20 protein-coding genes are annotated in these 25,837 nt (G+C 68.2%); 12 read left to right on the top strand and 8 right to left on the bottom strand.

The window, feature by feature from the left end; genetic code table 11:
- Window positions 1–30 precede the first annotated feature (30 nt).
- Window positions 31–888: a PA4780 family RIO1-like protein kinase gene (locus tag RZR99_RS26355; protein ID WP_323122718.1), complete on the bottom strand. Its 858-nt coding sequence runs from the start codon at window positions 886–888 to the stop codon at window positions 31–33.
- A gap of 687 nt (window positions 889–1,575) precedes the next feature.
- Here RZR99_RS26355 and RZR99_RS26350 point away from each other — a divergent pair.
- The 3 genes from RZR99_RS26350 to RZR99_RS26340 all read left to right on the top strand — a co-directional run bounded on the left by RZR99_RS26350 (window position 1,576) and on the right by RZR99_RS26340 (window position 5,914).
- On the top strand, window positions 1,576–2,286 hold the full coding sequence (locus tag RZR99_RS26350; protein ID WP_323122717.1) for a lytic polysaccharide monooxygenase auxiliary activity family 9 protein: 711 nt from the start codon (window positions 1,576–1,578) through the stop codon (window positions 2,284–2,286).
- Between the two features lie 411 nt (window positions 2,287–2,697).
- Entirely contained in the window at window positions 2,698–4,380 is a 1,683-nt protein-coding gene (locus RZR99_RS26345; RefSeq protein ID WP_323122716.1) for a phospholipase C, read from the top strand.
- A gap of 103 nt (window positions 4,381–4,483) precedes the next feature.
- Window positions 4,484–5,914 carry a cytochrome-c peroxidase gene (locus RZR99_RS26340; protein WP_323122715.1) on the top strand — a complete coding sequence of 477 codons (1,431 nt, stop codon included), beginning with the start codon at window positions 4,484–4,486 and terminating at the stop codon, window positions 5,912–5,914.
- 83 nt (window positions 5,915–5,997) lie between these two features.
- On the opposite strand, the gene RZR99_RS26335 is transcribed toward RZR99_RS26340, so the two are convergent.
- Window positions 5,998–6,258 (bottom strand): hypothetical protein, encoded by a 261-nt coding sequence (locus RZR99_RS26335; RefSeq protein ID WP_323122714.1) that lies wholly within the window; start codon window positions 6,256–6,258, stop codon window positions 5,998–6,000.
- 90 nt (window positions 6,259–6,348) lie between these two features.
- On the opposite strand from RZR99_RS26335, the gene RZR99_RS26330 reads away from it, so the two are divergent.
- From RZR99_RS26330 to RZR99_RS26310, 5 genes are all read left to right on the top strand, one after another.
- A complete protein-coding gene (locus tag RZR99_RS26330) occupies window positions 6,349–7,134 on the top strand; it encodes an AraC family transcriptional regulator (protein ID WP_323122713.1) in 786 nt (261 codons plus the stop codon).
- A gap of 250 nt (window positions 7,135–7,384) precedes the next feature.
- Window positions 7,385–8,647, top strand: a complete 1,263-nt coding sequence (locus RZR99_RS26325) for a hypothetical protein (RefSeq protein WP_323122712.1) — start codon at window positions 7,385–7,387, stop codon at window positions 8,645–8,647.
- Between the two features lie 13 nt (window positions 8,648–8,660).
- Window positions 8,661–9,992 (top strand): cellulase family glycosylhydrolase, encoded by a 1,332-nt coding sequence (locus RZR99_RS26320; RefSeq protein ID WP_323122711.1) that lies wholly within the window; start codon window positions 8,661–8,663, stop codon window positions 9,990–9,992.
- 79 nt (window positions 9,993–10,071) lie between these two features.
- Entirely contained in the window at window positions 10,072–12,423 is a 2,352-nt protein-coding gene (locus RZR99_RS26315; RefSeq protein WP_323122710.1) for a GNVR domain-containing protein, read from the top strand.
- A gap of 227 nt (window positions 12,424–12,650) precedes the next feature.
- Entirely contained in the window at window positions 12,651–13,907 is a 1,257-nt protein-coding gene (locus RZR99_RS26310; RefSeq protein WP_407655502.1) for a beta-glucosidase, read from the top strand.
- A gap of 10 nt (window positions 13,908–13,917) precedes the next feature.
- Here RZR99_RS26310 and ribD read toward each other — a convergent pair whose 3' ends face one another.
- The 6 genes from ribD to RZR99_RS26280 form a co-directional block, all read right to left on the bottom strand.
- Window positions 13,918–15,081 (bottom strand): bifunctional diaminohydroxyphosphoribosylaminopyrimidine deaminase/5-amino-6-(5-phosphoribosylamino)uracil reductase RibD, encoded by a 1,164-nt coding sequence (gene ribD, locus RZR99_RS26305; protein WP_323122708.1) that lies wholly within the window; start codon window positions 15,079–15,081, stop codon window positions 13,918–13,920.
- Window positions 15,078–16,061 carry a formylglycine-generating enzyme family protein gene (locus RZR99_RS26300; RefSeq protein WP_323122754.1) on the bottom strand — a complete coding sequence of 328 codons (984 nt, stop codon included), beginning with the start codon at window positions 16,059–16,061 and terminating at the stop codon, window positions 15,078–15,080. Before RZR99_RS26300 ends, ribD begins: the two co-directional genes overlap by 4 nt.
- A 107-nt stretch (window positions 16,062–16,168) precedes the next feature.
- On the bottom strand, window positions 16,169–17,860 hold the full coding sequence (locus tag RZR99_RS26295) for a WD40 repeat domain-containing protein (protein WP_323122707.1): 1,692 nt from the start codon (window positions 17,858–17,860) through the stop codon (window positions 16,169–16,171).
- On the bottom strand, window positions 17,857–18,498 hold the full coding sequence (locus RZR99_RS26290) for a GTP cyclohydrolase II (protein WP_323122706.1): 642 nt from the start codon (window positions 18,496–18,498) through the stop codon (window positions 17,857–17,859). The genes RZR99_RS26295 and RZR99_RS26290 overlap by 4 nt, the downstream gene beginning before the upstream one ends.
- 121 nt (window positions 18,499–18,619) lie before the next feature.
- Entirely contained in the window at window positions 18,620–19,357 is a 738-nt protein-coding gene (locus RZR99_RS26285) for a class I SAM-dependent methyltransferase (RefSeq protein WP_323122705.1), read from the bottom strand.
- Window positions 19,358–19,711: 354 nt separating this feature from the next.
- A complete protein-coding gene (locus tag RZR99_RS26280; RefSeq protein WP_323122704.1) occupies window positions 19,712–20,617 on the bottom strand; it encodes a LysR family transcriptional regulator in 906 nt (301 codons plus the stop codon).
- Window positions 20,618–20,713: 96 nt separating this feature from the next.
- Here RZR99_RS26280 and RZR99_RS26275 point away from each other — a divergent pair, with 96 nt between their 5' ends.
- From RZR99_RS26275 to RZR99_RS26260, 4 genes are all read left to right on the top strand, one after another.
- Window positions 20,714–21,259 (top strand): DMT family transporter, encoded by a 546-nt coding sequence (locus tag RZR99_RS26275; protein ID WP_323122703.1) that lies wholly within the window; start codon window positions 20,714–20,716, stop codon window positions 21,257–21,259.
- Window positions 21,260–21,286: 27 nt separating this feature from the next.
- Window positions 21,287–22,384: an efflux RND transporter periplasmic adaptor subunit gene (locus tag RZR99_RS26270; protein WP_323122702.1), complete on the top strand. Its 1,098-nt coding sequence runs from the start codon at window positions 21,287–21,289 to the stop codon at window positions 22,382–22,384.
- A complete protein-coding gene (locus tag RZR99_RS26265; RefSeq protein ID WP_323122701.1) occupies window positions 22,381–25,473 on the top strand; it encodes an efflux RND transporter permease subunit in 3,093 nt (1,030 codons plus the stop codon). The genes RZR99_RS26270 and RZR99_RS26265 overlap by 4 nt, the downstream gene beginning before the upstream one ends.
- Before the next feature lie 29 nt (window positions 25,474–25,502).
- A partial coding sequence (locus RZR99_RS26260) for a TolC family protein (RefSeq protein ID WP_323122700.1) occupies window positions 25,503–25,837 on the top strand: 335 nt, incomplete at its 3' end.

Below are 25,837 nucleotides of genomic sequence, written 5' to 3'. Positions count from 1 at the left end.
CAGCGCCCGTGATCGCACCGCGCCGCCCGCTCACGCCCCCGAGCGCGACGCCTCCAGCCGCATGAGCCGCGCCTCCTCCTCGAGGCGCGTGTCTTCGAGTTCCTGCAGCACGCTGTCGAGATCCACCGGCCCCGCGGCGACCGGCGCCACGCCGGTCAACTCGGTATCCACGCTCAGTTCGCCCGCCTCGTACAGCGCCCAGATCTCCTTGCCGTAGCCGGTTCCCAGCAGTTGCGGCGCGAACTGTCCGAAGTAGGTCGCGAGATTGTCGACGTCGCGCCCGAGCATCGCGGGCGCCTCGTTGTTGCCGGCGGCGTCGACCGCCTGCGGCAGATCGATGATCACCGGCCCGTCGCCCGCGAGCAGGATGTTGTACTCGGACAGATCGCCGTGGATCGCCCCCGCGCACAGCATCCGGACGACCTCCTTCAGCAGCACCGCGTGCAGATCGAGCGCGCGCGCTTCGGTCAGTTCGACATCGTTCAGGCGCGGCGCGACATTGCCGTCGCCGTCCAGCACCAGTTCCATCAGCAGCACGCCGTCGGTGCAGATGTACGGACGCGGCACCCGCACGCCTGCGCTCGCCAGCCGGAACAGCATGTCGACCTCGGCGTTCTGCCAGGCCTCTTCCTGCATCTGGCGGCCGTAGCGCGTGCCCTTTTCCATCGCGCGGGCCTGACGACTGTTCTTCACCCCGCGGCCGTCCCGATAGGTGGCCGCCTGCCGGAAGCTGCGCTGCTTCGCATCCTTGTAGACCTTCGCGCAGCGCGTCGATTCGCCGCTGCGCACCACGTAGACCGTGGCTTCCTTGCCGCTCATCAACTGGCCGACGACTTCGTCGATCAGGCCTTCCTCGACCAGCGGGACCAGGCGTTTCGGTATTTTCATGCGATCGCCGTGCGCTGCTTGCGCGCCGCCGATGCGGCGGAGAAAGAGGACATCGCGGGACGCGGCTGCGGCCGCGACGATGACGCGTGCGGCCGCAGCCGCAGCTCGATGGGCGGAAAAACCGCCGGAACGGGAAATGAAGTCATGCGCGATTATAAAAGCTTTGCGGATCGCGGCCGGACTGCGCGTCGCCGCGCCGCGATGCGGCCCGCCCCGCCGTCCCGTCCCGCGTGCCCCGATCCGCCCGGTCGGCCCCTTGCGGTTCGCGTCGCGGCCGGCGCGTCTTTCGCTCCTTTGCGCGTGCGAAATAAATCTGAAAGCAAATATTTTTCCACACCCGACAATTTGCCGACACTACCTGTTCTGGGTAGCTGCCCGTTCACCGATCGCGCGCTAATCTCCGTTCAGGAAATCGCAACCGAATCAATCGATTCGGCCCGATGCCCGACAAACCGACGCCGGTTGCGCCGCATCAATTCGTTTTCGCGCCGCCGGTCTATCTTTACGATTCGCCCACTCGGCAGGCCGCACCGGAAAGCGCGATGTCACGATTCATTCGCGCTGCCGACGGTGCGCCGCCGCGCATCCGGGTCAGCCGCCGGTTCGGCGGCGCGCCCGCAATCCGCCGTATCGAACCGCATCCGGTTCGCGGCTTCGACCACCGCCCCCCTCACCCGCGAGGACCTCATGAAACAGCTGATTCGACGTTCGGCCGCTTCCATCACGACGCACGCGCTGGCCGGCGCGGCACTGCTCGCCGTCGCGGCCGCCGCCGGCGCGCACGGCCGCCTGACCGACCCGCCGTCGCGCATCGTGCTGTGCACGCAAGGCCAGAATCCGGACTGCGCGGTCGACGCATGGCATGCGAACGCGATGGAAAACGGCAAGTTCTTCCCCGCGACGCAAGGCGGGCTGTCGGACCCGTTCGCGCCGGACGACGCGAAGAACGCCGCACCGCCGAAGGACGGCGAAATCGCGGGTTCGAGCACGAACGGCAGCCTGCCGGTGCTGGACGAGCAATCGCCCGGGCGCTGGCAGAAGATCCCGCTGCGCTCCGGCGCGCTGCAGAATTTCAAATGGGAATACAGCGCGGTGCACAAGACCCGGCGCTGGAACTACTTCATCACGCGCACCGACTGGAATCCGTCCGAGAAACTGACGCGCGCGCAGTTCGAAGCGAAACCCTTCTGCACGATCCAGAACCCCGGCCAGCCGTACTGGAGCGCGAACGCGAACCTGATTCCGCCGCAGCCGACCATCCACCAGTGCCAGTTGCCGGTACGCAGCGGCTATCACGTGATCCTCGCCACCTGGGAGGTCGCCGATACGGCGATGGCGTTCTACCAGGTGATCGACGCGATCTTCACCGACACCGGCACGACGCGCAGCCCGTTCTGACCGGAGCGTCGCGCGCGGCTCGCTTCCCGCCTGAGCGAGCCGCGCGTGCGCGATGCAACGCGCTTCTTCTCTTCTTCGCTTCCTCGCTCGCCTTCACCCCGCCTCGCCGCGTCTCGCATCCTCGCCTCCCCCAATCGCCGCTTCGCGCGCCGCGACACGCCCGCGCGCACCTGCGCCCTGCGCCGCGCTGTCCGGGCCGGCTGTAATTCGCCCGATATTTCCACGTAACGTCCGCGAAAGCGCCCCGCCTCCATAACTTCATACCGACCTGTTTCAATGCTGCTGCTCCGAAGCCGGGTCGCGTACTGCACCGAAACCCGCGACGAGCCCCCATCCGAAACCGATTCGGTTCATGCCGTCGCACACGGGGATTTGAAAAAAACAGACGGCTTTCCAATGGAGTCCCACAAGATGCTTCGTCGAGCTTTGATCGCCACTGCGTGCGCCGGATCGGCCATCGCCCTCTACGCGTGTGGCGGTACCGACACTTCCAGCCCCGCGCCGGCACCCGTCGTGTCGTCCCAGGACGCGCTCAAGACCGCGACCCCGATCAAGCACGTGGTCGTGATCTACAACGAGAACGTGTCGTTCGATCATTACTTCGCGACCTACCCGAACGCGAGCAATCCGTCGGGCGAACCGGTGTTCAACGCGGCCTCCGGCACGCCGACCGTCAACGGCCTGTCGGGCGCGCTGCTCACCGCGAATCCGAATTCGACGAACACCACGAACGGCGCGGGCGCCGCCAATCCGTTCCGCCTCGACCGCACGCAAGCGGCGACGGCCGACCAGAACCACGCGTACACGGCCGAAGAGCAGGCCTACGACAACGGCATCGCCGACCTTTTCCCGAAATACACGGGCTCGGGGTCGAGCGGCGGCGCGGGCGCGTTCGGCACGACGGGCCAGGTGATGGGCTACTTCGACGGCAACACCGTGACGGCGCTCTGGAACTACGCGCAGCACTTCGCGATGAGCGACAACGCGTACACGTCGACCTACGGTCCGTCGACGCCGGGCGCGCTCGAGGTGGTGTCCGGCCAGACCAACGGCATGCAGATCGTGAAGACCTCGGCGGCCGTGTCGACGCTCGCGAAGAAGTCGTATTACATCAACGACGGTCAGAGCGGCTACACGATGATCAACGACGTCGACCCGGGCTACGACGTGTGCTCGAGCACGACAGACCAGGCAATGATGTCCGGCAAGAACATCGGCGACCTGCTGAACGGCCAGAACATCTCGTGGGGCGGCTTCATGGGCGGCTTCAACCTGTCGACCACCAACAGCAACGGCACGACGGGCTGCAACCGCAGCACGATCGCCACCGCCGTGAACGCCGCGACGTCGGACTACATCCCGCACCACAACTGGTTCCAGTACTTCGCCTCGACCGCGAATCCGCAGCACACGCGTCCGAGCTCGGTCGCGGCGATCGGCTCGAGCGTCCAGACGGACGGCAAGACGGCCGAGCCGGCGAATCACCAGTACGACACGGATGACTTCTTCGCCGCCGTGAAGGCCGGCAACTATCCGTCGGTGAGCTTCCTGAAGGCCCCGGCCGCCCAGGACGCGCATGCCGGCTACTCGGACCCGCTCGACGAGCAGGCGTTCGTGACGAAGGTCGTCAACTTCCTGCAGCAGCAGCCCGACTGGCAGAACACCGCCGTGATCGTCACCTACGACGATTCGGACGGCTGGTACGACCATGCGTACACGTCGCCGACGCACGCATCGTTCGACGCGATCGAGCAGCTGAACGGCAACGGCAAATGCGGCACCGGCACGGCGCCGAACGGCGTCGGCGGTGCCCCCGTGAACGGCCGCTGCGGCCCGGGCACGCGCATCCCGTTCATCGTCGTGTCGCCGTGGGCGAAGCAGAACTACGTGAGCCACGTGCTGATCGACCAGGCGTCCGTGGTCCGCTTCATCGAGGACAACTGGCTGAACAGCGCGCGTCTCGGCGGCGGCTCGTTCGACGCCAGCGCCGGCGATATCCGCGATCTGTTCAACTTCAGCGGCAGCGCGAACACGACCACGCTGTACCTGGATCCGACGCTCGGCACGCAAGTGAGCACGCCGCCGTCGATCTGAATCCGGGCCTAACCCGAAACCGGCCGGCGCGCAGAGCGCCGGCCTTTTGCCTATCTGGCGCGCCGCGACGCCAGCACGAATCCAAGCACGAGACCGCCTCCGCATGACCGAGTTTTCCGCTACGCCCACGACTTCCCCGTCTCCCGCCGCGCAGCCCGGCGCCCCCACGCCGCGCCCGCGCCGCCCGCTGCGCATCGCCGCGTGGCTGATCGCCGCCGGCGCGCTGGGCTTCGCCGCGTTCGCCGTCGCGTTTCCCGCCGATACGCCGAAGGCCGTCGGCGAGCTGGTCGAGAACCTGACCGGCGCGAATCCGCATCCGGTCGTGCTGCAGCGCCCCGCCGCCGCGCCGCTGAGCGCCGTCGCGCAGCTCGGCAAGGCGCTGTTCTTCGATCCGGCGCTGTCCGCGTCGGGCCGCCAGTCGTGCGCGTCGTGCCACAGCCCGGACCACGCGTACGGGCCGCCGAACGATCTCGACGTGCAGCTCGGCGGCAAGGCGATGGGATTGCAGGGCTACCGCCCGCCGCCGTCGCTGATGTACCTGTACCGGCAGCCGAACTTCACGATCGGCCCCGATACGTCGGAGAACGACGATGCCGCGAGCGTCGCGCAGACCGCCGCTTCGTCCGCCGACGTCGTGAAGGCGCAGAAGACCGCGGGCGTCGCCGCCGCGCCGCAGATGGTGCCGCAGGGCGGGATGTTCTGGGACGGCCGCGCGGACACGCTGCAGCAGCAGGCGTTCGGTCCGCTGCTCAATCCGGTCGAAATGGCGAACACCAGCATCGACAGCGTCGCGCAGAAGCTCGCGCAGGCCCCGTACGCGCGGCAGTTCACGCAGCTGTTCGGCGCGCGCATCTTCGGCGATGCGCGGCTCGCCGTTTCCGAAGCGATGTTCGCGATCGCGCGCTACCAGGTCGAGGATCCGTCGTTCCATCCGTACGCCAGCAAGTACGATCGCTGGCTGGAAGGCAAGGCGCGGCTCACGCAGGCGGAGCTGCACGGACTGCGGCTCTTCAACGATCCGAACAAGGCCAACTGCGCGGGCTGCCATCTGTCCAAGCCCGGCGCGGACGGCCTGCCGCCGATGTTCACCGACTACCAGTACGAAGCGCTCGGCCTGCCGCGCAATCGCGCGCTCGCGCAGAATCACAACCCCGATTTCTACGATCTCGGCGTGTGCGGCCCGTTCCGGGAGGATCTGAAGGACCAGACGCAGTACTGCGCGATGTTCCTCACGCCGACGCTGCGCAACTCGGCGACGCGCCACGTGTTCTTCCACAACGGCGTGTATCACACGCTCGATCAGGTGATGGATTTCTACAACGCGCGCAATACCGATCCGGGCAAGTTCTACCCGCGCGGGCCGGACGGCAAGATCGCCAAGTACGACGACATCCCGGCGAAGTACCAGGCGAACGTCGACGTGACGGACGCGCCGTTCGACCGCAAGTTCGGCGACGCGCCGGCGATGACGCCGCAGGACATGAAGGACATCATCGCGTTCCTGAAAACCCTCACCGACGAAAAGTCGAACTGAAGCTCCGCTGCACGCCTGGAATACGCGCCGACGGCCGCCACGGCCATCGGCGCTTTTTCATGGGGACGCGCGTTGAGCCGCCGCTAGCCCCCGCACCGCGCGGCGACGAACGCCGCGAGCGCCGGATCGCGGATCTCCATCACGTCGAACAGGCCGAGCGCGCGCAGCGCCGGCAGGGCATCGGCGATATCCCGTTGCGCCGCCGCGCGCGCGGCGGCGCCGCTCGACGGATCGCACCATGCGCGGGCGTTGACGAGGAACGCGCCGACAGTCCCCTTGCGGATCGGCACGCCGCCGATCGTCGTCCGGTCTTGCCCGTCGGGCAGCATTGTTTCGGCTTTCATCATGGACTCCTGGGTAGCGAGGCCTCCACGATAGATTGCCGCGCATGGCCTTACTGCGTTATAAATGCCATTCGATACGCCACTCGCGCCATGACGACCCCGCTCATCCTCCCTGCCCGCAGCCAGTCCCGCGACGGTCCCGTCGTTCATGCGGTGCGGATCGCCGGCCCAGACATCCGCGTGACCCGGGCGCACCGCCATGCGCGGGGGCAGCTGTTCGGCGCGCTCGCGGGGCTGCTGTCGATCGGCGCGGCATGCGGCGAATGGGTGGTGCCCGCCACCCATGCGGTGTGGATTCCCCCGGACGTCCCGCACTCGATGCGCTCGCACGGGCCGTTCTCCGGGTGGGCGGTGTACGTGACGCCCGGCGCGTGCGCCGCGCTGCCGGCCGAACCCTGCGCGCTGGCGATGCCGGCGCTGCTGCGCGCCGCCGTCGAGCGGGCGGCGAGCTGGCCCGGCGGTACGCTCGACGCGGCGCAGGACCGCGTCGCCGCCGTGATTCTCGACGAGATCGCCGCCGCCCCGCGCGAGCCGCTCGGCCTGCCGCTGCCGCACGATCCCCGGCTGCGACGCATCGCCCGGGCGCTCGCCGACCATCCCGCCGACAACCGCACGCTCGATGCGTGGGCGCAGTGGGCGGCGATCGCGCCGCGCACGCTGACCCGCCGCTTCGTCGCCGAGACCGGTTTCAGCTTCACCGCGTGGCGGCAGCGCGCGCGCCTGCTGCGCGCGCTGGAGATGCTGGCCGCCGGCCTGCCGGTCACGCGGATCGCGCTCGACCTCGGCTACGACAACGTCAGCGCCTTCATCGCGATGTTCCGGCGGCAGCTCGGCGCCACGCCGGCGCGCTATCGCGACGACGCGCGGCCCGGCTGACCCGGATCGCCCGTCGAGGGCCCCCGTCGCGCCGCGCGCTGCCCGCGCGGCCAACACGGGGTCAAACACTGTCATTTCCACCGTCTACGGTGGGTTATCGTACTTTCTCCCTCAATCGGTACGGCTATGCTCCCGACCGGGATGCCCCGCAGGTCAACAGCGGAGCGTCCGGAACCGGGCCCGCCGCCTTTCGCCGAGCGCTCCCATCACTCGAATCGACTCCAGTCAATCGGCAGGCCAGATCGTCATCATGAGCGGGATACGACCCTTCCACCGGTTTTGGGCCGCGACATTCGTGATCGCCGCGGCAAGCGAAGTCCTGTCCGGCGGGATCCGGTATTACCTGTCGGTCGCGGGTATCGCGCCGCTCAGCTATCTGCCGAAGGTGATGATGGTGGGCTGCGTCGCCGTCGCGCTACTGCAACGCCCCCGGCCCACGAGCCTGATCGTCGCCTGCTACATCGCCGCGCAGACCTGCGTGGCGCTTGGCAACGGCGTCGGACTCGCCGCGACCGGGTTCTGGATCTGGACCGTGTCGCCACTGCTGTTCGCGATGCTCACGCCGCCGGAAGCGCTCGAAGCGCTCGAATCTCCGCGCATGCTGAAGGCATTCATCGTCATCGCGGCGCTGTGCAATGCCGGCGTGATCATCAATACCTTTACCCGCATGCCGTGGGCCGGCGGCAGCGTCGACGTCAACGGCGTGAGCGTGGAGATCGCCGTCAACACCTACGTCGGCACCGCGACGCGGCTGGCCGGATTCGGTCGCAGCAGCGCCACGACCGGACTGATGATCGGCATGCTGGCGGTCTGGCTGCTGCCCCGGCTGCGCGCCCCGCTCGTGATCGCCGCCCTGCTGACGGTCTCGGCGATCGGGATCTGGGACACCACCAACAAGACGACGCTCATCGCGCTCGCGATCGTCGTCGGCTTCCATTACCTGCTGCGCCCGCCCGCGCTCAAGCGCGCCTGCGCGTGGATCACCATGCTGATTGTCGTGCTGCCGTTCGCGGGCTGGGTCGCGTCGCTGTCGACCAACGCCGGGATGACCGATTCCACGCTGTTGGCATCGATGCAGGACCGCTTCATCAACACCTGGCCCCAACTGCTCGAAGGGCTGCTGCACGAACACCTGATCTGGTTCGGCATCGGGCCGGGCGGCTTCGGCTCGGCCACCGCGTATTACGTCGGCGACTTCGGCTTCAACGTCGGCTGGTCGGACAATGCCGCCCTCCACATGATCGCCACGTTCGGCGTGATCGGCACCGCGATGTCCTTGTTCGCCTTCGCCCACTACGTGCTCGCGAGCCGTGCGGCCGACGTGCGCGCATGGCTGATGCTGTCGTTCCTGCTGTTGAGCGGCATCACCACCGACATCTACGAAACGCTCGGCTGCCTGCTGTTCTTCGGCATCACGCTGCGCATACTCACGCTCGGCCCGGCGCAAGCCGACGCGAATCGCGCGGTCTGCCCCGTGCCGGCCGCGCCCCGCATCGCACCGCTCTGGCGCTGACTCCGGATTCGCGATGCGCCACCACACCCGCTCCCTCGTCCGCCGAACCGTCCGCTGCCGCCTGCGGCTCGCGGCCGCGCTCGCGAGCGCGGCGCTCGTCGCGTCCGGCGCGGCGCACGCGGCGGCCGTCGTGGTCGTTCCCGGTGCGGCGGCGTCCTATGTCGAGCTGCCGCGCTTTGCCGCCTCCCGCGCCAATACCGGCATCGCGATCCACGACATCGACGAGCCGGGCCTGCTCGACGCGGTGCGCGACGCGGGCTTCTCGTTCGTCCGCACCGACCTGTTCTGGGAAGCGGTCGAGACGCCGGGCGGCTGGGATTTCTCGAAGTACGACGCGCTCGTCGCGAACCTCGCCGAGCGCGGGCTCGGCGCGCTGTTCATCCTCGGCTACCAGCATCCGCGGCACAGTCCCAAACAGCCGCCCACCACCCCCGCGCAACTGGCGGCCTTCCGCGCGTATGCGTACCAGTCGGCGCTGCGCTACCGGCACGACGCGGTGCGCTTCGAAGTCTGGAACGAGCAGAATCACCCGACCTACTGGCTTGCCGCGCCGTCCGCCGCCGGCTACCGGAACCTGCTGAAAACCGCCGTGCAGGCGGTCAGACAGGCCAATCCCGCCGCCCAGGTCGCGACGGGCGGCGTCCAGCAGATCGATCGATCGTTCATCCGCGCGGTGGGCGACATCGGCGCCGGCGCACAGTCCGCGCCGGACGCGGTCAGCGTGCATCCGTACCGGCAAGGCAATCCCGAGACGGCGCTGGACGACTACCGCGTGCTCCGCCGCGACCTGTCGGCCTATCGACGAGTGCCGGAGATCTGGGCGACCGAATGGTCGTATCCGAGCGTCGGCTACGCGTACGTCGCCGATCTCGCCGACGGCCACGCGCCGCGCGCGCGGGCCCGGCAGGCCAACTACGCGGCGCGCCGGCTGCTGGTCGACTGGATCGCGCAAATCGGACTGAGCGCGTACTACGACATCCGCGACGACGGCCCCGACCCGAAGAACATGGAACACAACTTCGGCCTGCTGAATGCGCAGGGCGAGCCGCTGCCCGCGTATGTCGCGGTGAAACGGCTGTTCGCGTTCACCGCGCACGCCGCCCATGCCGCCTATCGGATGGATCCGACCGGCCGCTACATCGTGCTGAAGCTGAGCGACGGCGCGGCGACCCGCTATGCGGTCTGGTGCTACGGCCCGGGCAACGCCGTCACCGTGGACCTGTCGCGCCTGCCGCCCGCCGAAGCGACCGCGACCGACCTGTACGGCGCGCCGCGCGCCGCGCACAACGGCCTCGTGACGTTGCGCGAGGATCAGGGACCGCTCTACATCGGGCCGGACGGCTAGCGCCGCGCGCCCGGCCGACATACCTACATTTGAAACATCGCGGCGGTCGTCATGATTGCCGCACAGGGCAGGACTGGAAATGAATCTGAATGCGCAACGGATGCCGGCGACCCAGCCGGCGCAGCAGGACGACGGGCTGTCGAGCCTGTGGTGGAGCACGGTCCGGTATCGATGGTGGATCGCGACGATCGTCGCCGCGTTCACGCTGATCGGCACGATCTACGCGCTGGCCGCGACGCCGCAGTACCGCGCCGAGGCGCTGCTGCGCATCCAGACCAAGCCCGGCGCGGCGATCAGCGCGCTGTCGGACGTGTCGGGCACGATCTCGACCGGCCCTTCCGCGAACGACGAAAGCGAGATCCTGACGTCCCGCTCGATCGTCCTCGAGGCGATCGAGCAGACCGGCGCCGGCTACGACATCCGAACCGAAAGCCATTTCCCGCTGATCGGCCGCCTGCTTGCCTCGCGGCGCGCCAACGACGACACGCTCGCCGCGCCGCTGCTCGGCCTGAGCAGCTATGCATGGGGCGGCGAGGCGCTGAAGCTCGGGGTGTTCTCGATCCCCGACGACGCGCTCGGCGAACCGTTCAGGATCGTCGCCGAAGACGGCGGGCGATGGACGCTGCGGGACAAGGCGGGGCATCCGCTCGCGCAGGGCGCGCTGGGCGAGACAGTGCCGTTCCGCATGAACCTGGCCGGCGCGGAGCAGGCCGGCGAGATCCGCGTCGACACGCTGCGGGCACGGCCCGGCATCGCGTTCTCGGTGCGCAAGGAGCCGGAGCAGCTGGCCTACGACGACGTGTCGAAGCGCCTGAAAACCGTGGTGACGAACCGCGACTCGACGCTCGAGGCGCCGTCGATGATGCGGCTCAGCTACCAGTCCGACACCGCCCGGCATGCCGAGCAGATGGTCAACGCGATCGTCGCCATCTATCTGCGGCGCGACCTCGCGTTCCGCACCGACAAGGCGCGCCGCAATCTCGATTCGCTGCACGCCCGTCTGCCCGGCCTGAAGAAGGATCTGCAGAAGGCCGAGGACGCGCTCAACCGCTACCGCACCGCGACCGGCACGATCGACGTCGACCAGCAGGGCGCGGCGCTGATCGCGCGCCTCAACACCCTCGCCGAACACCAGACGGTGCTGCAGCTCGCGCTCGACACCGTCAAGGAACGCTTTCTGCCGGCGAGCCGCGAATACCAGACGGTGATGTCGCAGCTGAACCTGGTGAAGGGCGAGATTCGCGACACCACGGCGGCGGCCGGCAAGCTGCCCACCGCGCAGCGCGAATACGTCCGCCTGTCGCGCGACGTGGCGGTCGCCACGCAGCTCTATACGAGCGTGCTGACCAATTCGCAGCAGCTGGACATCGCAGTGGCCAGCACCGCGCCGGGCGTCAGCGTCGTCGACTGGGCGGCCGCGCCGTACCGTCCGACCTGGCCGCGGCGCGGCCTCGTGGTGCTCGGCGCGATGCTGGGCGGGCTGTTCGTCGCGCTCGTCCTCACGCATCTGCTGGCCCGCTATCGCCGCGAGTTGTACTCGCCGCTCGCGCTCGCCGCGCTGTCCGATCGTCCTTGCGTGGCCGTCGTCGCGGCCTCGCCCGCGCTGCGCGACCAGCGCCGCGCCCGGTACACCGGGCCACGCCTGCCGGACCATCTGCTCGCCGCCAGCCTGCCGCGCGATCCGAGCATCGAATCGCTGCGCGCGCTGCGCACCAGCCTGAAAGCCGCATTCTCGAAGCGCCGCCGAGGCGGCGCCGGCAAGGTCCTGCTGTTCACCGGGCCGACCGCGAACGTCGGCTGCAGCTTCATGGCGTCGAACCTGGCCTATCTGCTGGCCGAGGTGAACGCGCGCGTGCTGCTGGTCGACGCCAACCTGCGCGACGGCGCGACGGCGACGGCGCGCGAATCGACCGGTCTCGCGGACGTGCTGGCCGGCGCCGTGCCGCTCGACGCGGCCATTGCGCCGCTCGACAAGAGCCGGCTGTCGATCCTCGGGCCGGGTACGGCGGACGGGGTCAACCCGGGCGAACTGTTCGACCAGCCCGCCTTCCGCGAACTGCTGGCGACGCTGCGCGCGCGCTACGATTACGTGATCGTCGACGCGCCGCCCGTGCTCCCCTATAGCGACACGCTCAGCATCGCCTCGGAGGCGTGCGACATGATCCTGCTGGTATCGCGCGCCGGCCTGACCCGCGCGTCGGAACTCGAAGCCGCGCTGCAGCGGCTGGCGAGCGTCGGCGCGAGCGTGGCGGGGCACGTGTTCAACGCCGACACGGACACGTCCGCGCAAGGCGCCGATCCGGCGTGGCGCGCGCGATTGCTCGGCTTGACCGGACAGCACGCGTCGCTCGGCAGAAAGGTGTGGGCCGCGACGGCGGGACAGGCGCTCGCGTTGACGAAAAAGACCGTGGCCGGCGTGTCGCGCAATTGAACGCATCGAGACGAATGGCACTGGAGCGGGCCGCAGCGGCGCTCGCGCATTGCCTCCGGCCCTGATCGAATCCTCGACCCGAAACCGCGGATAACACGCGATCGCGCATCAAAGCGCGGGCGGGTCGATGATTTTGTCTGAAATGATAGAAATCCTAATGAAAAGTCACATAGAATGTGCTCCTTTTTCAAGATAGGATTTGATCAATGGAGCATTTGGCCGACTTGATGGGCGCGCGTGCCGCGGCCCTGCGTTCGACCGTGGGCACGGTGCTGCTGGCGAGCCTCCTCGCCGCATGCGGCGGAGGAGATGGAGGCGGTGCCGGCCCGGCCGTCGCATCGCCCGCCTCCACGCCGACGCTCGTTCCTGTTCCGGGTCATTCGTCCGGCCCTTCGTCGCCGACACCCACGCCGACGCCGACACCCACGCCGACACCCACACCGACACCCACACCCACGCCGACACCTACCCCCACACCGACGCCAACCCCCACCCCGACGCCGACGCCGACACCTAACCCCATCACCTCGACCCTGCCGTTCTTCGGCGTGAACGGCCACTACGTGCAGGGCGGCATCTACGCATCCACCCCGTTCGCGACGCAAGCCGCATCGATCACCCAGCTCGGCGCCGGACTCTACCGGCAGGACGTGTACCTGCCCGCGCATATCGACATGCTGGTCAACACCGTCATCCCCGGCCTCGGCTCGAAAGTCACGGTGCTGCCGATGATCGAGGCCTATCCGTGGGACGATCCGTCGTTGAAAGGACAAGCGCCGACCGAGGCCAGCGCCTACGCGTATGCGTACACGCTATCCGTCTATGCCGCGCAAAAACTCGCGGGCATCCCCCTCGTGGAATTCGGCAACGAGTACGACAGCGATCCGCACAACGCGCCGATCAAGGGCGACGGCCTGAATCCGTCGGATTTCGACAACTCGACCTTTCCGATCTACCGCGGTGCCTTGCGCGGCGCGCTCGACGGCTGGCGCTCGGTAGACACGCAGCGCAAGACGATGCTGATCGCGAACGCGTCCACCGGCTGGCTCAATTTCGGCTTTCTCGACGCGCTGATGACGGGCACGCAGCCGGACGGCTCGACCGGACACCCGAAAATCACGCCCGATGCGATTCAGTGGCACTGGTATTCGAACGGGGGCGATTTCGAGAACGCGTTCGCCAAGACCGGCGGCACCTACAACGTGCTGGCGCGGCTCAAGGCGTCCTACAACCTGCCGATCGTGTTCACCGAACTGGGTGTCGATACCGACAACACCGATGCGCAGGCAGCCGCCTATATCGCGAAGACGGTGCCCGAGATGGTGGCCGCGAAGGCGGCCTACAACGTGATCGGCTTCGCGTGGTACGAACTCTACGACTACAAGAACACCACGTTCGGATTGCTCAACGCGAGCGGCGCCCCGAAGCCGCGCTATGCCCGCTTGCAATCGGCCATCGCGACCAGTACCACGAATCCGCGGTGATGCGCGTCCGTCACGCGGGCGCGGTCAGCCGTGCGAGGATCCGCAGGTCCGGGCCGATGCGCTCGACGTCATGGAACGCGAGCCGGGTCCGGCCGTCGAGCGTCGCGGGCGCGGCGAGCCCGAACATCGCCGCCGCGTCGTCGCCGAGCAGGCTGGGCGCGACGTAGGCGAGCAGTTCGTCGACGCAGTGCTCTCGCAGCAGCGCCCCGCCCAGCGTGCGCCCCGCCTCGACATGCAGTTCGTTGATGCCGCGCTCGCCCAGCATCGCGAGGAGCGCCGGCAGGTCGACCTGGCCGCGCGGGTCGGCCAGCGGCACGATGTCCACGCCGCGCGCGCGCAACGCGGCCGCGCGCGCCTCGCCCGCCGCGTCGAGCGCCGCGCAGATCAGCATCGGCGGCGCGCCATCGAGCAGCCGCGCGCCGGACGACAGCCCGACCCGGCTGTCGACCAGCACCTTCAGCGGCTGGCGCGGCGTATCGATGCCGCGCACGGTCAGTCGAGGATCGTCGTCGCGCACGGTGCCGATCCCCGTCAGGATCGCGCAGGCGCGGGCGCGCCATGCATGCCCGTCGGCGCGGGCCGCGGCGCTCGTCAGCCATTGGCTTTCGCCGGTCGGCAGCGCGGTGCGCCCGTCGAGCGACATTGCCATCTTCATGCGCACCCACGGCCGGCCGCGCGTCATCCGCGACACGAACCCGACGTTCAGTTCCGCCGCCTCGTGCGCGAGCAAGCCGCACGACACCTCGATACCCGCATCGCGCAGCATCGCGATGCCGCGCCCCGACACCTGCGGATTGGGATCCTCCATCGCCGCGACGACCCGGCCCAGCCGCGCGTCGATCAGCCCGCGCGCGCACGGCGGCGTGCGGCCGAAATGGCTGCACGGCTCGAGCGTCACGTAGGCGGTTGCGCCGCTCACGTCGTGGCCGCGCGAGCGCGCGTCCTTGATCGCCCGCACCTCGGCGTGATCGTGGCCGGCCGGCTGCGTGAAGCCTTCCCCGATCAGTTCGCCCTCCTTGACGATCACGCAGCCGACGCGCGGATTCGGCGTGGTCGTGTACATGCCGCGCGCCGCGAGCGCGAGCGCGCGCGCCATCCACGCGCGATCGCGCTCGTCCGGCGCGTCGTCCCGCCGCGCGCCGTCGTTCGCCGCCCTGCGCGGCGCGCCGCTCACGACAGCGACTCCGCGACGCGAAAGCCCATCGCATAGATGTCGCGCTGATAGCGGCCGTGCCGGCGCGCGCAGCGCGCCAGATCGCCGAAGCGCGTGAAGCTGCCGCCGCGCGCGACCCGGTACGCGCCCTGGGTCAGCAGCAGATCGTCGTCGATCGGCGCGCCGCCCGGATAGGGCCGGTAATCGTCGGCCACGTATTCCTCGACGTTGCCGCCCATGTCGTCGAGTCCGAACACGCTGCGCCCGCCCGGGAAAATGCCCACCGGCGTCGTGGTCAGCGGGCCGGCCTCGGCGGTGTTGGCCGCGCTCGGATCGAACGCGTCGCCCCACGGATACTCGCGGCCCGCGCTGCCTGCCGCCGCGTACTCCCATTCAGCCTCGCTCGGCAGCCGGAAGCGGCGCCCGGTCGACTCGGCCAGCCACTGCGCATAGCGGTCGGCCGCCTCGGCGGGCACCGACCACACCGGATGATTCGCGCGCTCCGCCGGATACGCGCCGAACGCCCACGAGGTCGGCAGCCAGGTCGCGCCGGTCTGTTCGAGGAACATCCGGTATTCGAGATTCGTGACCGGATAGCGCATCAACGCATACGGCGCGAGTTCGACCGTATACGACGGGCACTCCTTGGCGATCCACGGCTCGATCACGCCGACCCGCGACCACTCGCCCACCACCCGCCCGACTTCGCCGAGAGCGAGACCGAGCTGCGCGCTCGCGGCCGGAATCTCGCACATCAGCGGATCGAGCGGGCGGATCCGCGCATCGCCGAGCAGGCCGAGCAGCGCACCCGCCGCGTGGCGGCGCGCGAACGGCAGCGCGGGATTCTCGGCGGCGGCGATCAGTTGCGGCGGATCGGCCCGCAGCAGGTCTTCGTGGCCGGCCAGCAGCGCGGCGGGCGTGCGCGCGACAAAGGTCGCGGGCAGTCCCATCGCTTCGCGGTCGCTCAGGCGGTTCGGATTGTCGGCCAGCGTGGGCATCATGATGGATAGCAAGGTCATGTCGTCGAAAGGCGCGCGACGCAGCGTCGCGCGCCGGATCAAAAAAACGTTCGCCGCGGATGCCGCGCAACGGCGGCATCCGGCGGGGCTCAGCGGGACTGCAGCGGAATCCGGTAGACGTTGCCGTCGTAGGAACTCGCGAGGAACACCTGCGCGCGCGGGTCGTAGCACAGCGACGACACGCCGGCGGTGGTCACCCGCACGTCGGTGCGCCAGACGCCGTCGCGCCGGTCGTAGACCGCCACGCGCCCGTTATAGCTGCCGGTCGCGACATGGCGGCCGTCGTCGCTGGCGGACACGCATTTGATCGAATGCGTGTGCGGCGTGGCGATCACCTCGGCCTGCTGGTCCGGCGACCAGATGCGCAGCTTCAGGTCGCGGCTGATCGACGCGACATAGCCGTCGACGAGCCCCGCGCAGCCGTTCGCGATCTTGTCGTGCGCGCCGGGCAGCGTGGCGACGATCTCGAGCGTCGAGCAGCGCGTCCAGGTGGCCGATGCGTCCGCCGCGACCGAGAACAGCAGGTCGCCGGAGCGCGCGATGCCCTTGACCGCGTTCGGATGCAGCGGCAGGTCGGCGACGTGCGTCACCCGGCCCCCGTCGATCCGCAGCACGATGCCCTCGCCGGTGTACGCGCCGATCACCGCGTGGACCACGCCGTCGCGCTCGAACGACACGCCGCAGTTGAGCGGCGAACGGTGCTGGTACAGCTCGCGGCCGGTGCGCGCATCGAAGACCTTGCCGAGCTGGCCGCCCGTCAGGATCAGATCGCCCGCGGCGGTCAGGAAATTGCAGAGGCTGCCGGTGCGCGCGTGCTCCTGGCCGTCGACCCGCACGACGCCCGCGTCGCCCACGGTCCAGACCTTGCCGTCCAGCGGCAGCACCGCGTTGGCGCCCAGGGTCGGCGCGAGTTCCGCCTCGTCCCAGCGCGAGCGCTTCCAGTCGTAGCGCCGGTACGCCGCATGGAACGTCGAGAACACCAGATGGTCGTCGCCTTCGAACGAGCAGGAACGCGGCCAGATTTCCGGCGGCAGCTGCGCGACGCCGATCGACTCGGGCAGCCCCTTGCCGACCTGCCACAGCCGCATCGTGCGATCGTAGGAAAGCGAGACCAGCAGCCCGCGCTCGCCGTCGAGCACCAGCCGCTTCACGCCGGCGTCGTGCGCCTGCAGCGTGCGGCGGGTCTCGCCGTCGATCACGATGATCTCGCCCTCGTCGTTGCCCGCGAAGATGCGCCCGTCCGGCGCGATCACGATGGTGTCGGTCTCGATGCCGTCCAGGTCGACATCGCCGATCAGGCCGCCGGTCGCGAGCGACCAGCGCTTGATCGTGCCGTCGTCGCTCGACGACACCAGCTCGTCGGCGCCGCGCATCCATTCGACCGAGATCACGTCCGCCGTGTGCCCCGCGAACGTGTGCAGCAGCCTGCCGCTGAAATCGTAGACGCGCACGCGGTGATCCCGCGACGCGGTCGCGACGAGCGGCTTCACCGGGTGGAACACGCTCATCTCGACGTCGTCCTCCTGATCGGCGAACACCGCGACGAGACGCAGATTCGGCACGGTCCAGAGGCGCGCGGTGTAGTCGGACGACGACGTGACGACGTACGCGCCGTCCGGCGAGAACGCGCCCTGGTTCGCCAGGTGGTCGTGCATCGCGCGCGCGATCGGCTGCTGGGTCTTCGCGTCCCACAGGATCACCTGGTTGTCGTAGCCGGCGGTCAACACGTATTGATCGCGATGCGCGGCGATGCCGCTGATCGGGCTGCGGTGGGTCATCATTGTTGAAAATCTCCGCTCAGGTTGATCGCATGCCGGTGCTGGCTCACCTTCGCATGCAGGTAGCTGCGATTGACGTTGTTCGCGAATACGCCCGTCGACACCACGCGTTTGACGTGGATGCCGTGCCGGGTGATCTGTGCGACCTTGTCGGGGTTGTTGGTGACGAGCGAGATCTCGCGCACGCCGAGCGACTGCAGCATCTGCGCCGCCACCCGGAAATCGCGCAGGTCGTCGGGGAAATTCAGCGCGCGGTTCGCGGCGAACGTGTCGAGCCCCTGCGAGATCTGCAGGCGGTACGCTTCGAGCTTGTTGTAGAGCCCGATGCCCCGCCCTTCCTGGCGCAGATACAGCAGGATGCCGCCCTGTCCGCCGAACAGCCCCACCGATTCGTCGAGTTGTTCGCCGCAGTCGCAGCGCGCGGAGCCGAACACGTCGCCCGTCAGGCATTCGGAATGCACGCGCACGAGCGGCGCATCGGTCGCCGGGCCGAACACCAGCGCGATATGCTCGGCGCCGTCGCACAGGCCGGTGAAGGTCACCATCTCCGGCTCGTAGGTCTCGGCGCTCGCGCGCGGCCGGATCGGCACTTTCACCCGGGTGCGGATAGCCGGACCGCGTTCATCGTCGGATTTGTTCATACGTTGGACCTCATGGTCGGGGGATAGGCGCACGCCGGCCGCCGCGCAACCAGAACGTTGCGCCGCGCCGACATTCGCGGATTCTTGGTGAAATCGGCGGTGAATCCCGCCTATTGATTTATCAGGACTTGCAGATCAAGCCGGTTTGCAGGCAATTGATCTGGAATATGTTCCAGAAACCTTCCGGGTACGTGGCGATATCGTCCTGATCCAGCAACGGCTTTTGCCACTGGAATTGCCGGAAACCGGCATCGGCAATCGCCGATTCGTAATCGGCGCGGCTCCACCGATAAAAAACGAACGGGCTGGGCGGATCGGTAACGAACTCCGCTTCATGGCGAAACCCGTTGCGCCATGCCTGCTCGGTGCGCACATTCACGCCGTACCGATCGAAATTCCCTTTCTTCAGCGAAAAATCCGGATCGACCGTATAAGCGACCAGTTTGCCGCCCGGTTTCAGGTTGGCCTTGACCGCCTTGAACATTTTCCCCAATTCCTCGGGGGATTCCGCGTAATTGAACAGCCACGCGGCATTCACCAGATCGAATTGCCCGAGCGTGCCCATCTCCGCGACGTTGCCGACGTGAAACGCCAGCGGATCGCCGTATTTAAGCGATTCCTGCCGGGCCAGATCGATCATTTTCTCGGAAATATCCACGCCGACCACGCTCGCCGCGCCGCGCCGATGGATTTCCCTGCCGAAAAAGCCGAAGCCGCAGGCGAGATCCAGCACCGACTGGCCGGCGACATCGCCGAGCATGTGGAAAATGGTGCGCACCTCGATGGCTCGCTGTGCCGCGGTATGGGTGAAATCCTCGAACAGTCCGCCAATGGAATCGTATCGAGATATCGTGCTCATTCGGGATCCTTGAATATCTTAAAAATGTATTGCTTTGACGAATTCGCGCGGTCGCGCTCGCCCTCGGATTGACTTCATTTATTACCGTTCATGCAACTCAATGGCGAATTTATTCATGAAGCTGTATTAACGCCACGAATGTTTTCGTTTCCATCGAACCAAAACCTGCCGTTATTCAATGAAAATATTTTTAATGTGGTGGATTCTATATGAAAGGCCCGTCATCGAGGAATTCGTTCTACGAATCGAGCCCATTCACCTTGCGAATTCATTACTCGCCATGAAAAGGTCATATTCGGGAATCCGATGTCCGTGATGCGGCTCGCCAATAACCCGCCCGCGCCGCATCCGGATTCAACGATCGCGCACCACGCGCGCGATGACCTGACGCAGCCAGATATGCGCCGGATCGCCCTGCCGCCGCTGGTGCCACACCTGCTGGAACTCGAAGGATTCGACCGGAAAAGGCGGCTCGAATACGCACAGCCGCGTGTCGTCGAGCACCTTGTCGAGATTGCGGCGCGCGACCGTCAGCACCAGGTCGGTATCGGCGATCAGCTCGTTCGAGACGCCCCAGTGCGGCAGGATCACCGCGATGCGGCGCTCGCGCTTCAGTTGCGCGAGCGCGCGGTCGATCTCGTTGTCCATGCCGTCGCGCATCGCGACGAGCGCGTGCGGACGCGAGAGCCACGCCTCCAGATCCAGCACGCCGGAGGCCGGCATGCTCGCCGCGTCGGCCAGACACGCGAACGACTCGACGAACAGCGCCTGGGTATGCAGCTCCGCCGGCGGCGACGGAAACACGCCGAGCGCGAGATCGATCTCGCCGTCCATCACCTGCATCCGCATCGCTTCGCGGGTGGCTTGATTGACGACCACCTCGATGCCCGGCGCGGTCGCGCGCAGCATCCGCACCAGCTTCGGCAGCACGATCCGCGCGCCGTAGTCCGACATCGCGAGCCGGAACACCCGCTGTGCCTGCGACGGATCGAAATCGGGCGGCTCGAGCAGCGCGCCCAGCTGGTCGAGCGCATCCGCGAGCGGCTGCATCAGCTCGCTCGCGCGCGCCGTCAGTTCCAGCCCGCCGCCGCGCCGGACCAGCAGCGGATCGTCGAAGATCTCGCGCAGATGGGCCAGCGCATGGCTGATCGCGGGCTGGCTCTTGTGAAGCCGGATGGCGGTGCGCGAGATGTGTTTCTCGGTCATCAGCGCGTGGAGGGTCACCAGCAAATTGAGGTCGATACGCTTTAAACGATTCATGATCCGAATAATGAAGATGTTTAATACGAATTTCCATTCAGATTATTAATAGAAGAAAATCGTCTCGAACACAACCACTGAATGACGAACGTCCCGATGCCGACCTCCCTTTCGCTCTCCACCGCCAGCCTCGCTTGCGCCGCTCTGGTCGCGGGTGCGCTGGTGCCGTTCCAGGCCGGCAGCAATGCCACGCTGGGCCGCGCGCTCGGACATCCGCTATGGGCGACGGTCGCCTCGCTGCTGGTGAGCCTGATGGTCGTGATCCCGGCGCTGCTCGCGCTGCGCGCGCCGGCGCCGCTGCTCGGCCAGACCGCCCAGATGCCGGTGTGGATCTGGTTCGGCGGCGTCGCGGGCGTGATCTACATCACGTCCGCGCTGGTGCTGACGCCAAGGCTCGGCGCGACGACCTTCATCGTCAGCGTGATCGCCGGGCAGATGCTGACCTCGCTGCTGATCGACAACTACGGGCTGATGGGCCTGCCCGTCAAACCCGCCAACCTCGGCCGCGTCGCCGGCGTGCTGCTGATCTTCGCCGGCATGCTGCTGGTTCAGTGGTTCACGCCCGCGCCGCAGTCCGCCGCGCCCCGTGCGCATGCCGACACCGCGCCCGGCGCCGTCGCGAGCGCATCGTCGCGGACCTGACCGTCCGCCGCCCAAGCAGAGGAATTCATGAAGCGCCACCTGTTGTTCGCCATCGCCGCGATGGCCCTGATCTTCGGCAGTCTGTTCCTGTGGCGGCAAGGCCGCGAGGCGGTCGCCAACGAAGCGCCGCCGCCCGCGCCGGCGCTGCCCGTCGCGGCATCCGTCGTGCGCTCGGGCGCCGAGTCCGCGTCGCTGGAGGCGATCGGCACGCTGGTCGCGGTACGCCAGGTGACGCTCGCGCCCGAGGTCGCGGGCCGCGTCACCGCGATCCATTTCACGCCCGGCGCCGAAGTGCGGCGCGGTCAGGCACTGGTCCAACTGTACGACGAGCCCGAACGCGCGCGGCTCGCCAGCCTGCAGGCGAAGGCCGCCTTCGCGAAAGCGCAGCTCGCGCGCTCGCAGGCGCTCGCGCCGGCCGGCGCGGAACCGCGCAACACGTTCGATCAGCACCAGTTCGACTTCGCCGCCGCGTCGGCCGATGCGCGCCAGGTCGACGCCGTCATCACGCAGAAGCTGGTGCGCGCGCCCTTCTCCGGCGAGATCGGCATCCGCCAGGTGAATCTCGGCCAGTACCTGAACGCGGGCGATACGATCGCGACGCTCACCGATCTCGATACGCTGTACGCGAACTTCACGCTGCCGCAGAAGTACCTGGGCCAGCTTCGCACCGGCCAGGCGGTGCGCGTGTCGACCGACGCGTTTCCCGGCCGGACGTTCGACGCTCGGGTCACCGCGATCGAGCCGCTGGTCGGCGACCTGACCCGCAACGTGACGATCCAGGCGACGCTCGGCAACGCCGGGCACCTGCTGCGGCCGGGCATGTACGCGCAGATCGCGCTCGAACTGCCGCCTCAGCCCGACGTGCTGACCGTACCCGACACCGCCGTGCAGACCTCGCAGGACGGCGAGACCGTGGCGGTCGTCGAGCAGCCGGACCGGCACGGCGTCGGCGCGGTCAGGATCCAGCGCGTCCATACCGGCGCGAGCCGCGGCGGCCGCACCGCGATCGTCGACGGTCTGCGCGCGGGCGACGTCGTCGTGACGTCCGGACAGGTGCGGTTCGGGCCGGGCGCGAAGGTGAAGATCGCGCTCGGGTCGACGCCCGGGCAGGAGCGCGTGCAATGAGCGCCGGCCGGCCGAGCTCCGGCATGACGGACATCTTCATCCGCCGCCCCGTGCTCTCGCTCGTCGTGAGCCTGCTGATCCTGCTGGTCGGCCTGCGCGCGCTGATGGCGCTGCCGATCCGCCAGTACCCGACGCTCGAGAGCGCGACGATCAACGTCGAAACCAGTTACCCGGGCGCGTCGCAGGCGCTGATGCAGGGTTTCGTGACGACGCCGATCGCGCAGTCGATCGCGACCGCCGACGGCGTCGACTACCTGAGCTCGACGACCACCCAGGGCAAGAGCGTCGTGAAGGCGCGGCTGCGGCTCAACGCGAACGCCGACCGCGCGATGACGGAGATCATGGCGAAGGTCCAGGAGGTGAAGTACAAGCTGCCCGCCGATGCCTACGATTCGATCATCACGAAGCTGACCGACGCGCCGACCGCGGTGATGTATCTCGGCTTCGCGAGCGATACGCTGTCGGTGCCGGAGATCACCGACTACGTGGTGCGGGTCGCGCAGCCGCTCGTGACGACCGTGTCCGGCGTCGCGTCGGCCGACGTCCTCGGCGGCCAGAATCTCGCGATGCGCGTGTGGCTCGATGCCGGGCGGCTCGCCGCGCACGGACTGTCGGCGGGCGACGTCGCCGCCGCGCTGAAGGCCAACAACGTACAGGCCGCGCCGGGTCAGGTGAAAGGCTCGCTGACGCTCGCCGACATCTCCGCGAACACCGATCTCGACAATGTCGCCGCATTCGGCAACCTGGTGGTGCGCGCGGCCGACAACGGCTACAGCGTGGTGCGCTTGAAAGACGTTGCGTCCGTCGAGATCGGCGGCCAGAACTACGACGCGAGCGCGTTGATGAACGGCAAGCGCGCGGTGTACATCGCGGTCAACGCGACGCCCTCGGGCAACCCGCTCGACATCGTGCGCGGCATCAACGCGCTCTTGCCCGCGATGGAACGCAACAAGCCGGCGGGCCTCGCGATCGCCGACGGCTTCGACGTCGCACGCTTCATCAACGCGTCGATCGACGAGGTGCGCGCGACGCTCGTGGAAACCGTCGCGATCGTCGTGGTGGTGATCTTCCTGTTCCTCGGTTCGTTCCGGGCCGTCGTGATCCCGATCGTCACGATTCCGCTGTCGCTGGTCGGCACCGCGCTGCTGATGCTGATGTTCGGTTTCTCGCTGAACATCCTGACGATGCTCGCGATGGTGCTCGCGATCGGCCTCGTCGTCGACGACGCGATCGTCGTCGTCGAAAACATCCACCGCCACATCGAGGCGGGCGAGCCGCCGGTGCGGGCCGCGCTGATCGGCACGCGCGAAATCGTGATGCCGGTGATCGTGATGACGGGCACGCTGGTCGCGGTCTATGCGCCGATCGGGCTGATGGGCGGGCTCACCGGCTCGCTGTTCAAGGAGTTCGCGTTCACGCTGGCGGGCGCCGTGTTCGTGTCCGGCGTGATCGCGCTCACGCTGTCGCCGATGCTCAGTTCGCTGCTGCTGACCCGCAACCTGTCGGAAGGCCGGATCGCGCGGCGCATCGAGCACGTGCTCGGCCGCCTCACGGAAAGCTACCGGCGCGCGCTGCGCGCGAGCCTCGCATCGCGACCGGTCGTGCTGCTGGTCGGCGTGGCGGTGCTCGCCGGCATGGTGCTGCTGTTCTCCGGCGTGAAGCGCGAGCTGGCGCCGCCGGAGGACCAAGGCTCGATCATGGCGGTGATGAAGGCGCCGAAGTACGCGAACCTCGACTACATGGAGCGCTACGCGCCGGACCTGGAACGGGTGTTCCGTTCGCTGCCCGAGGCCGACACCAGCTTCATCCTGAACGGCTACAACGGCAACAATCTCGGCTTCGCCGGCGTGAACCTGGTCGACTGGTCGAAGCGCACGCGCAGCGCGGCCGCGCTGCTGCCGCTCGTGCAGGCCGGCGGCAGCGCGATCCTCGGCGAGCAGGTGTTCACGTTCCTGCTGCCGTCGCTGCCCGCGTCGAACGGCGGCCTGCCGGTGCAGATGGTGCTGCGCGCGCCGGCCGACTATCCGCGCCTCTTCGCCGCGATGGAGAAGCTGAAGGCCGACGCGACGAAGAGCGGCCTGTTCGCGATGGTCGACAGCGATCTGACGTTCGACAGCCGCGCGGTCAGCGTGACGGTCGACCGCAGCCAGGCCAACGCGCTCGGCATCACGATGAAGGACATCGCCGACACCCTCGCGGTGCTGGTCGGCGAAAATTACGTGAACCGCTTCAACTACAAGGGCCGCTCGTACGACGTGATTCCGCAGGTCGCGCGCACCGAACGACTGTCGCCGGAGATGCTGAGCCGCTACTACGTGAAGACCCGCGCCGGCGCGATGATTCCGCTGTCGACCGTGGTGCACGTGTCGACCGGCAACCAGGCCAGCATGCTCAATCAGTTCAACCAGATGAATGCGGTCACGTTCTCGGCGGTGCCGGCCGCCGGCGTGACGATGGGCCAGGCCGTCGAATTCCTCGCCGCGCAGCCGCTGCCGCAAGGCTATTCGATCGACTGGCTCGGCGAATCGCGGCAGTACGTGCAGGAAGGCAACCGCCTCACCGTCACGTTCGTCTTCGCGCTGATCGTGATCTTCCTGGTGCTCGCCGCGCAGTTCGAAAGCCTGCGCGACCCGCTCGTGATCCTCGTCTCGGTGCCGCTGTCGATCTGCGGCGCGCTCGCCCCGCTCTATCTCGGCTACGCGACGCTCAACATCTACACGCAGATCGGCCTCGTCACGCTGATCGGCCTGATCTCGAAGCACGGCATCCTGATGGTCAGCTTCGCCAACGACCTGCAGCGCCACGACGGGCTCGACCGGATCGCCGCGATCGAACACGCGGCCGCGGTGCGGCTGCGGCCGATCCTGATGACGACCGCCGCGATGGTCGCGGGCCTCGTGCCGCTCGTGTTCGCGAGCGGCGCGGGCGCGGCGAGCCGGTTCGCGATCGGCATCACGGTGTCGACCGGCATGCTGGTCGGCACGCTGTTCACGCTGTTCGTGCTGCCGACGGTCTACACCTTCATCGCGCGGAATCACGGCGCGGTCACGCGCTCGGAGCGCGAGCGCATCCTCGCGGCCACGCCTTGACGCACGCCCCACGAACCGACCGGATCACCATGAACCACCCCGTCCTGGCCGCGACCGCCCTCGCGCTTTTCACCGCCGGCTGCACGATGGCGCCGCACTACCAGCGGCCCCCGGCCCCCGTGTCCGGCGCGTTCCCGTCCGACGGCGTCTACGCGACGCAGCCGGGCGCGACGTCCGGCCAGCGCAGCGCGAACGGACAGGCCGCGACCGATATCGGCTGGCGCAACTTCTTCGTCGATCCGCACCTGCAGCGGATCATCGAAATCGCGCTGAAAAATAACCGCGACCTGCGCGTCTCCGTGCTGAATGTCGAAGCCGCCCGCGCGCAGTACCAGATCCAGCGCGCGGCGCTGTTCCCGACCCT

The sequence above is a fragment of the Burkholderia alba genome (assembly GCF_034721475.1).
Classification (GTDB): domain Bacteria; phylum Pseudomonadota; class Gammaproteobacteria; order Burkholderiales; family Burkholderiaceae; genus Burkholderia; species Burkholderia alba.
The sequence above is the reverse complement of the archived record's forward strand: the minus strand, read 5'-3'. Positions and strand labels throughout refer to the sequence as shown.

Coding starts and splice junctions, on each gene's coding strand:
- RZR99_RS26355 (WP_323122718.1), bottom strand. CDS start 888: ATGAAAATACCGAAACGCCTGGTCCCGCTGGTCGAGGAAGGCCTGATC.
- RZR99_RS26350 (WP_323122717.1), top strand. CDS start 1,576: ATGAAACAGCTGATTCGACGTTCGGCCGCTTCCATCACGACGCACGCG.
- RZR99_RS26345 (WP_323122716.1), top strand. CDS start 2,698: ATGCTTCGTCGAGCTTTGATCGCCACTGCGTGCGCCGGATCGGCCATC.
- RZR99_RS26340 (WP_323122715.1), top strand. CDS start 4,484: ATGACCGAGTTTTCCGCTACGCCCACGACTTCCCCGTCTCCCGCCGCG.
- RZR99_RS26335 (WP_323122714.1), bottom strand. CDS start 6,258: ATGAAAGCCGAAACAATGCTGCCCGACGGGCAAGACCGGACGACGATC.
- RZR99_RS26330 (WP_323122713.1), top strand. CDS start 6,349: ATGACGACCCCGCTCATCCTCCCTGCCCGCAGCCAGTCCCGCGACGGT.
- RZR99_RS26325 (WP_323122712.1), top strand. CDS start 7,385: ATGAGCGGGATACGACCCTTCCACCGGTTTTGGGCCGCGACATTCGTG.
- RZR99_RS26320 (WP_323122711.1), top strand. CDS start 8,661: ATGCGCCACCACACCCGCTCCCTCGTCCGCCGAACCGTCCGCTGCCGC.
- RZR99_RS26315 (WP_323122710.1), top strand. CDS start 10,072: ATGAATCTGAATGCGCAACGGATGCCGGCGACCCAGCCGGCGCAGCAG.
- RZR99_RS26310 (WP_407655502.1), top strand. CDS start 12,651: ATGGGCGCGCGTGCCGCGGCCCTGCGTTCGACCGTGGGCACGGTGCTG.
- RZR99_RS26300 (WP_323122754.1), bottom strand. CDS start 16,061: ATGATGCCCACGCTGGCCGACAATCCGAACCGCCTGAGCGACCGCGAA.
- RZR99_RS26295 (WP_323122707.1), bottom strand. CDS start 17,860: ATGATGACCCACCGCAGCCCGATCAGCGGCATCGCCGCGCATCGCGAT.
- RZR99_RS26290 (WP_323122706.1), bottom strand. CDS start 18,498: ATGAACAAATCCGACGATGAACGCGGTCCGGCTATCCGCACCCGGGTG.
- RZR99_RS26285 (WP_323122705.1), bottom strand. CDS start 19,357: ATGAGCACGATATCTCGATACGATTCCATTGGCGGACTGTTCGAGGAT.
- RZR99_RS26280 (WP_323122704.1), bottom strand. CDS start 20,617: ATGAATCGTTTAAAGCGTATCGACCTCAATTTGCTGGTGACCCTCCAC.
- RZR99_RS26275 (WP_323122703.1), top strand. CDS start 20,714: ATGCCGACCTCCCTTTCGCTCTCCACCGCCAGCCTCGCTTGCGCCGCT.
- RZR99_RS26270 (WP_323122702.1), top strand. CDS start 21,287: ATGAAGCGCCACCTGTTGTTCGCCATCGCCGCGATGGCCCTGATCTTC.
- RZR99_RS26265 (WP_323122701.1), top strand. CDS start 22,381: ATGAGCGCCGGCCGGCCGAGCTCCGGCATGACGGACATCTTCATCCGC.